The 7,676-nt window shown below is 63.0% G+C and carries 7 protein-coding genes; 1 reads left to right on the top strand and 6 read right to left on the bottom strand.

What is annotated here, in order from left to right:
* Nucleotides 1–249: 249 nt before the first annotated feature.
* The 3 genes from AC244_RS32375 to AC244_RS32365 all read right to left on the bottom strand — a co-directional run bounded on the left by AC244_RS32375 (nt 250) and on the right by AC244_RS32365 (nt 3,759).
* The gene (locus AC244_RS32375) at nt 250–2,382 is read right to left on the bottom strand and encodes a YfbK domain-containing protein (protein ID WP_414735984.1); all 2,133 of its coding nucleotides are present in this window, start codon (nt 2,380–2,382) and stop codon (nt 250–252) included.
* A 2-nt stretch (nt 2,383–2,384) separates the two neighbouring features.
* On the bottom strand, nt 2,385–2,912 hold the full coding sequence (locus tag AC244_RS32370; protein ID WP_053252929.1) for an RNA polymerase sigma factor: 528 nt from the start codon (nt 2,910–2,912) through the stop codon (nt 2,385–2,387).
* 97 nt (nt 2,913–3,009) lie between these two features.
* Nucleotides 3,010–3,759, bottom strand: coding sequence for a phosphodiester glycosidase family protein (locus AC244_RS32365; protein WP_053252928.1), 750 nt, complete (start codon nt 3,757–3,759; stop codon nt 3,010–3,012).
* Nucleotides 3,760–3,914: 155 nt separating this feature from the next.
* Here AC244_RS32365 and AC244_RS32360 point away from each other — a divergent pair, with 155 nt between their 5' ends.
* Entirely contained in the window at nt 3,915–4,298 is a 384-nt protein-coding gene (locus AC244_RS32360; protein ID WP_053252927.1) for a hypothetical protein, read from the top strand.
* A gap of 55 nt (nt 4,299–4,353) precedes the next feature.
* Here AC244_RS32360 and AC244_RS32355 read toward each other — a convergent pair whose 3' ends face one another.
* From AC244_RS32355 to AC244_RS32345, 3 genes are all read right to left on the bottom strand, one after another.
* Nucleotides 4,354–4,905 carry a hypothetical protein gene (locus AC244_RS32355; protein ID WP_152976205.1) on the bottom strand — a complete coding sequence of 184 codons (552 nt, stop codon included), beginning with the start codon at nt 4,903–4,905 and terminating at the stop codon, nt 4,354–4,356.
* Nucleotides 4,906–5,035: 130 nt separating this feature from the next.
* The gene (locus tag AC244_RS32350; protein ID WP_053252925.1) at nt 5,036–5,740 is read right to left on the bottom strand and encodes a 4Fe-4S dicluster domain-containing protein; all 705 of its coding nucleotides are present in this window, start codon (nt 5,738–5,740) and stop codon (nt 5,036–5,038) included.
* 107 nt (nt 5,741–5,847) lie between these two features.
* The gene (locus AC244_RS32345; protein WP_053252924.1) at nt 5,848–7,422 is read right to left on the bottom strand and encodes a trimethylamine methyltransferase family protein; all 1,575 of its coding nucleotides are present in this window, start codon (nt 7,420–7,422) and stop codon (nt 5,848–5,850) included.
* Nucleotides 7,423–7,676 lie beyond the last annotated feature (254 nt).

Here is a 7,676-nt window from a genome sequence, read left to right as displayed (position 1 = left end):
ATCGGGCTTCGCTTGCGCAAGCGGCCCTGGCGACTGTTCGGGTTCGATGGAACGGCGGGCGAGGACCCAAGCTCTCCCCCGGGCTTGCTGTCCCAAAGGGGCTTCGGTCTTTCGCCCGCTACCGCATTGTCCATTACACCTGCGAATGCGGTGATAGGGAAGTTACAAAGGTGGCCGGCAGGCAGATGAGGGGCGGCGCCAGACTCTGATTGCGAAGGCGTGATGCCAAAGCACGCGCGCCGCCGAGCCTCAATTAGCCGAACTGCCACCGCCCGAAAGCCCCTTGGCGAGCCGCACAAGATTGACGAACTCGCCGCGATAGCCGAACGGGTCCGCGCCCTTGGACGCTGCCGCAAGGTCGATGACGGCATCATAGGAATAGTCCGACAGCGCCGTGACGCCTGACAGCTTCTGCCCGAAAGATGCCACCGCCACCGAGAAGCGCACGTCGTTGGGCGCCTCTGCCAGCGACGGTACGGCGTTCGCCTCGGTGACCGGCGTGGTGATCAGCTCGCTGCGGTCGCCATCCGGCTTCTTGTAGCGGATCTTCAGGAAGGCGAGTTCGCCGGTTTTCGTCGTGGCATCGGCTGCCGGTTTTTCCGCCGTCTTATAGCGCAGATCGTCGTTCAGCACTGCCGGGCTTCCCTTCGGCGTCACCTCGTAAATCGCCGTGACGCTGTGGCCGGAGCCGATGTCGCCGGCGTCGACCTTGTCGTTGTTAAAATCCTCGCGCTTGAGCGCCCGGGTCTCGTAGCCGATCAGCCGGTATTCGGCGATTGCCGCCGGGTTGAACTCGACCTGCAGCTTGACGTCCTTGGCGATCGGGAAGAGCGACGAGCCCGCCTCCTCCACCAGCGTCTTCTGCGCCTCGGCCAGCGTATCGATATAGGCGGCCGTGCCGTTGCCGTTCTGGGCGATCGTCTGCATCAGGGCATCGTTGTAGTTGCCGCGGCCGAAGCCGAGCACCGAGAGGAAGATGCCGCTCTTGCGCTTGGCCTCGATCATCTGCTTGAGCTCATCGTCGCTGGCCGGGCCGACATTGAAGTCGCCATCGGTCGCCAGCATCACGCGGTTGACGCCGCCCTTGACGAAAGCTTTTTCGGCCAGCCGATAGGCCGCATCGATGCCTTCGGCACCGGCCGTGGAGCCGCCCGGCTGCAGCGTGTCGATCGCCGCAAGGATCTTCGCCTTGTCCTTGACTGCGGTCGGCTCCAACACCGTGCCGGCATTGCCGGCATAGGTGACGATCGACACCGTATCCTCGGGCTTCAGCTTCTCGACCAAAAGCCGAAAGGCGGCTTTCAACAGCGGCAGCTTGTCCGGCTCGTCCATGGAGCCGGAAACGTCGATCAGGAACACCAGGTTTGCCTTCGGCGCCTCTGCCGGCACCACGTCATAGCCCTTGATCGCCACATGCATCAGCCGGGTGCCGCCATTCCAGGGCGTCGGCGTCACCGTCACCGTTGCCTTGAACGGCTCGGCAGCTGTCGCCGGACGCGGCCAGTCATAGGGGAAATAGTTGACCATCTCCTCGACCCGTACGGCATCGCGCTCCGGCATCTGGCCCTCCATCAGCGACCGGCGCACGAAGGCGTAAGATGCCGTATCGACATCGACCGAGAAGGTTGAGACCGGATCGGTGGCAACGCTTTTGACCGGATTGCTGTCGGCCTTGCCGAAGCGCTCGCGGTTTTCCTGGGGTGCCGTCTGCATCTCCGGCGCAATGACGGGCGCCGGCAGAAAGGTCATCCGGTTCTGTGCGCCTGGGGCTGCTGAGAGCGGTGCGACGCTGTCGCTCATCATCTGGTTGGCCATAGCATCCGCCTCGGCCTCGGCGGCGGGCGCGGATTGAACCTCGACGGCCTTCTGTTCGCGGGTGCGGGCAAGCAACTTGGCGATTTCCGGCTCGCTGGTCGGTGCCTGTCCCTTAGCGTCGGTGGCGGCCGGCTCCGGGGCTGCAAGGCCGGAGGTTTCCTGCTTTTTCGCCGCAGCGAGGGTTTCGTCCGCCGCTGTTGCAGTCGAGGACGGCGTCGGCTGCGGCACAGCCTTCTGCTTCGGCTCCTCCTTCACCGCAATCTCCGTGCCGATGTCGCCCGGCAGGGTGGTGTTGCGCGTCAACTCAAGCGTCAGGAAGGCGGCGGCGGGGATGACCAGCAGTGTGGCCAGCGCCGATCCGGCAAGCAGTTTCCTGTTCATGATGGGGCTCCATATCCGGTTGAAGATGGAGCTTTGACGAACCGGCCGCACGGATCCTTGGGTGGCGGTCGAATTTTCTTCTGCCGTGTCGAAGGCCTGCATGGCGGCGGCAAGCGCCCGCGCCCGTGCCTCGTTCGAGGCCTTTGGCGGGGTCAGTCCGGAGAGCTTGTCGAAATCGTCGGTCATGATCACACGGCCTCCTTGCCAAGCAATGTCTTCAGCCGCTTGCGCGCCTCGTGCACGTGCCAGGATACGGTCGCTTCCGAACATCCGAGCACGTCGGCGGCAGCGGCATGGCTCATCCCCTCGGCATAGACGAGCAGCACCGCGTCGCATTGTTTTTCCGGCAGCGCCCTCACCGCCGTCCAGAGCGCCTCCTGGCGGTCGTCTTCCGGGGCCTCGCCGCCGCCGAGAACGGCCTGTTCGCTGGCATAGGCCTGCATCCTGTTGGTGTCGCGCATCTGGCGACGCTTGTGGTCGCGGGCCGCGTTCAGCGTCAGGGTGTAGAGCCAGGTGCGGAAGCGGCTGGTGCCGCGAAAGCCACGGATGGCGGAGCCCAGCCGCACACAGACGTCCTGGGCGATGTCTTCCGCATCCGCAGCATTGCCCGACCAGCGCCAGGCGACGGCATGGACAAAATCATAGTGCCGCTCGACCAATTGGCCGAACGCCCGTCTGTCTCCAGACACCGCTTTCTCGACGAGTTCAGCGTCCAATGGCGTGCCCGCTCCCACCTGTTTCAAACCTTAGACGTTGCACGACGACATTTCCTTGGGGCCGCGACGAAAAAAATGTCGCGGCCCAAAGAAAGAGTTAGCGCGGGAATTTTCCGACCACGGCGATCATCGACCCCATCGGAAACAGCCGGTCGTGCCGGTTGATCTCAGGCGCGTAGAGGCTGGAGATCGTGCCGTCGAGAAAGAGCGCATTGGGGCAACCGAGTTCGTCGCGGAAAAGCGTCGCGAAGTCGTGAAACCGCACCGGCCTTTTCGAGACGACGAAGACCACCTCACCCGTTGCCGTCACGCCGACGCCGTTGCGGGTCTTGAGACTGGTGCTGTCGGGCAGAAAGCGCGGATGCAGCGCGCCGTCGATTACCAGCATCGGCCCGGACTGCGTGGCAAACCGCGGCTGGATATCGGCCGCGCGATAGGCCTCTGCCGCCATCACGCTGGCCTTGCCGCCGTCGACATAGAAGACGCCGTTGGGCAGCAGATGAAAATTGCCCCAGCCGGTGTTGGTGTTGAGCGGCGCCTGCTCGCGCCCCTCCTCGATATGCAGGCCGACCGGCGACAGGTCGTCGTGATACATGCCGCCGTTCATGGCAAAGAGCATGTATTCGTCGCGATGGCGCAGTTCCAGCGACAGCGCTCGGAAGGAGCGGAAGGGAACGCCCGCCTGGTCCTTGTTGTAGAGACGGATGTCGTTGTCGGCCGGGTCGACGGTGCAGGCGATATAGTCCTGCCCGAGATGGCTGACGTCGCGGCAGGCGCCGAGCGCCGGCCCGGCAAGACCGGCGGAGAGAACAGCACCGACGAGAAAAGGCTTTGGGAAAAGTGGCATGTCGAAAGGTCCAATCGAATCAGCCACCAAGCATGACCGAGATTGCGGCGGTTCTGGCGCATAATCAGGGAGGAGCCGCCGCAATCTATTCGGGGGGCACTGCATCTCGAATCGTGTCAACTGAACACCATTCAACCTAAGCCTGTAGGTCCACGATGAAGTTCACCAGCTTTGCACGTGCAGCACTCTGCGCAACGACCGTCGGTTTGGCTTCCATCGCAGTGGCCGAAGAGACCAGCACAGCAACCGAAGAAGTGATCATGCCGGCGAGATGCCTGCTGCAGGTTAAAGGCGTCAAATATATTACCGGGACATGCGAGTTCCGACCGATTGGCGGGGGTGAATTTGTCCTTCAGGGCAAGGATTATTTCGCCTACGTCTTCAAATCGATCGAGGATGGCCCCAACATGGCAGAGGCCCATTGGAATGCGCACCCAAGTTCCACCCACGCCCACTCCCCCCTTGGCAAGCTGGTACGCGATGGAGCGTGCTGGGTCAGTGAAACGGTCAAGATATGCGCCTGGAAGATCGACAAATAGACAAAACCCGCCTGACAGGATCGTCTGAGCGAAGCCAGCGCCGCCGGCTCCTGCGTCAACCGCCGGTAAGCAGCCCCATGGCTATGACAAGCCCATAACACCCGGCCGCCGCGGCCAGCCCGAAGATCACGCAGAGGCAAGCAAAACCGCCGACACCCGCAAGCACATAGGTCTTGGGATCGCGGTTGAGCACGTCCTGCGACAGCGAAAGTAAGAGCCGTTTTTCACGCAGCGTCGTGGCAAGCTTTACCGCATGGCGCTTGGCTTCCTTCCGCACCTCGGCGAAATTATTGCCGATTGCCCAGAAGGTGAGAAACAGGCCGAGCGCGCTGACGGTCAGCGCGAATTTCCGTAGCAGGTCGATCGCGTCGGGCAGAAGGTCGCTTGCCAGGACAGAGCGGTCCACCAGTGCATCGAAGCCGGCGATGCAGGCGGCGATGACGGCCGCATGGCCGGCGCCGATTGCCAGCAGCCGCTTGAAAGCGCCCTCCAGCACCTGGCTGTTGGCGGCGTGAATACTGTCGAGGCGTGAGATCTGCGCTTCCACTTCCTCGCGCGACAGCTGCGGAGGATAGTTGCTCACGGATACGACTGGGCTACCTCTCATACGATGGACTCCAACGCCACGCCGTCCAGATCGTTATAAATTCGATAATATTATCTTTCCACGACACCTCCAATTTTAGTCATTTTGGAGATTTGCACCATCTTTGCGCGCCAAGGCGGAACGAGGTGGCTCAAAGGCTGAGCGCAGCCATGTGAAAGTGTAGCTGATCGCGCGGATAGCGATAGTCCCGCCCGACGGGACAGGCATCGCGCGCAAGGCATCCGCGCTTGAGACAACCGCTCCTGCCCGCCTCCGTCCTGAGATGGCTGCGACAGCGGCCGACATCGAATTGCAGGCGCTCGAGCGCGCCGGCGGGACAGGCGGCAATGCACGGTTTTTCCACGCAGCTGTCACAGGGATGCGCGGTCGTCCGCTCGCCATCGGCCGGTAAGGCCATGGCGAAAGCCAGCGCGCCGCGATAGCCGTGCCATAGGCCGTAGCGCGGGTGGATGAGAATGCCGAGCGGTGAAGCCTTCAGCCCTTCCGCCCGCATCGCCCATTGCTGGAACGGCTGCCACGGCGGATCGGACGGGAAATAGGCCGTCGCCCCATTTGCCCGGGCGATCTCGCCGATCACCGCCTTAGACCAAGTGTCGAGCGGGTCGGCGCCGCCGCGATCCGGCGCTTCCTCACGCCAGCGCACGAACGGCTGCCACAGCGAGCCGCCGATATTGCCGATCAGCACCACGCTTGCCGCAGGCCGGCCATCCGCCAGCAGCGGCGCGGCATCACTGGAAGCGAAATTCAGCGTGCCACGCAAAAAAAGTCCGTGCGGCTCAAGAGCCGCACGGACGATTTCGAGAACAGTGTCCGCAGGTGCGGAAGGCGCCGTCATTTCGGTTTCGGCCCCTGTAGATCGTAATGCGGGCGCCAGACCTCCTTCTGGATCATGTCAGCCACCTGCGCCGCGCCGCCTTGCTCCCTGGCTCGTTCGGGACCCTTTCAAGTGAAGGCGTCTGGCATCGAGTTCTTGCGCTCCTCAATAAAGGCCTTGAGCGCGTCATCGATTGCCGGATCGAGATAGGGTGCCTCGTAATGCTCCAGCCAGCTGCGGGCGAGCGCATTGGCGCGCTGCTCGATGCGCTTTTCGCCTTCCACTTCCCACTGTTCGTAGGAATTGTTGTCGGCGAGCGGCGAGCGGTAGAAAGCCGTCTGGAAATTGGCCTGGGTGTGGGCGCAGCCGAGATAGTGGCTGCCCGGACCGACTTCACGGATGGCGTCCAGCGCCTGGGCGTTCTCCGAGAGATCCACGCCTTCGGCCATCTTCTGCATCATGCCGAGTTGGTCCTGGTCGATCATGAACTTCTCATAGGAAGAAATAAGACCGCCTTCGAGCCAGCCGGCCGCATGCAGCACGAAATTGGTGCCGGCGAGCAGCGTCATGTTCAGCGTGTTGGCCGATTCGTGCGCGGCTTGAGCGTCCGGAACCTTGGAGCCGCAGAGCGAACCGCCGGTGCGGAACGGCAGCTTCAAGCGGCGGGCCAGCTGTGCCGCGCCATAGGAAACCAGCGACGGCTCCGGCGTGCCGAAGGTCGGTGCGCCCGACTGCATCGAGATCGAGGCGGCAAAGGTACCGAACAGCACCGGCGCGCCCTTGCGGATCAGCTGGGTGAACGAGGCGCCGGCCAGCACTTCGGCAAGAATCTGCGTCAGCGTGCCGGCAACCGTCACCGGGCTCATGGCGCCCGACAGGATGAACGGCGAAAGCACGCAGGCCTGATTGTGGCGGGCATAGACCTTGAGCGCGCCCACCATGGTCTCGTCGAAGACCATCGGCGAGTTGGCGTTGATCAGGTTGAGTGTGACGCAATTGTTTTCGACGAACTCGTCGCCGAACACGAGCTTGGCCATGGCGATCGTGTCCTCGGCGCGCTCGGGCGCCGTCACCGATCCCATGAACGGCTTGTCGGAATATTTGATGTGGCTGTAGACCATGTCGAGGTGACGCTTGTTCACCGGAATGTCGACGGGCTCGCAGACCGTGCCGCCGGACGAATGCATCGACGGCGCCATATAGGCGAGCTTCACGAAATTGCGGAAGTCCTCGATGGTCGCGTAACGCCTTACGCCTTCGAGATCGCGGACGAAGGGCGGGCCATAGACCGGCGCGAAGATCGTCGCCTTGCCGCCGACCTGGGCGCTGCGCGCAGGATTGCGGGCGTGCCAGGTGAATTCGGACGGTGCGGTTTTCAGAAGTTCGCGGCAGAGCCCCTTGGGGAAGTGAACGCGCTGGCCGCGCACATCGGCGCCGGCCTCTTTCCAGAGTTCGAGCGCCTCGGCGTCATCACGGAACTCGATGCCGATTTCCTCCAGGATCGTATCGGCATTGCGCTCGATGAGCTGCAGGCCCTCCTCGTCCAGGACCTCGTATTCGCGAATCTTGCGCTGGATATAGGGCAGAGACGGCCCCGGGCCGCCGCCGGTGCGCGAGGCACGCCGTGCCGCCGCTCCCCGCCCCTCGCCACGCGAGCGGCGACCGCCACCCTCAACCGCGTCCTGTTCTGTCACGTCGCTCATTTACTCATTCCTCTCCCGCGCATTTCGATATCTTGCGCCTTCAAGCACCAATTGGCCCTAATGCTACCAAGCCGCAGGGACTGTACGGGTCTCAATGCGCCAACGAGTGGCGCAACTCGAACACTGCGATCTGCGTCATGGCCGGCCAAAAACCGCATGGCGCGAATATATTGTTTTTGTTAAGAATATACAGGCCTCGAAAGAAGCCGCCCTCCCGTCGCTTTTTGTCATATGCGACGTCGCTTTCGAAAACA

This window comes from Ensifer adhaerens, from assembly GCF_001270265.1.
Taxonomy (GTDB): domain Bacteria; phylum Pseudomonadota; class Alphaproteobacteria; order Rhizobiales; family Rhizobiaceae; genus Ensifer; species Ensifer adhaerens_B.
This window is presented reverse-complemented; position numbering and strand designations above follow the sequence as displayed.

Coding starts and splice junctions, on each gene's coding strand:
- AC244_RS32360 (WP_053252927.1), top strand. CDS start 3,915: ATGAAGTTCACCAGCTTTGCACGTGCAGCACTCTGCGCAACGACCGTC.
- AC244_RS32365 (WP_053252928.1), bottom strand. CDS start 3,759: ATGCCACTTTTCCCAAAGCCTTTTCTCGTCGGTGCTGTTCTCTCCGCC.
- AC244_RS32350 (WP_053252925.1), bottom strand. CDS start 5,740: ATGACGGCGCCTTCCGCACCTGCGGACACTGTTCTCGAAATCGTCCGT.
- AC244_RS32355 (WP_152976205.1), bottom strand. CDS start 4,905: ATGAGAGGTAGCCCAGTCGTATCCGTGAGCAACTATCCTCCGCAGCTG.
- AC244_RS32375 (WP_414735984.1), bottom strand. CDS start 2,382: ATGACCGACGATTTCGACAAGCTCTCCGGACTGACCCCGCCAAAGGCC.
- AC244_RS32345 (WP_053252924.1), bottom strand. CDS start 7,422: ATGAGCGACGTGACAGAACAGGACGCGGTTGAGGGTGGCGGTCGCCGC.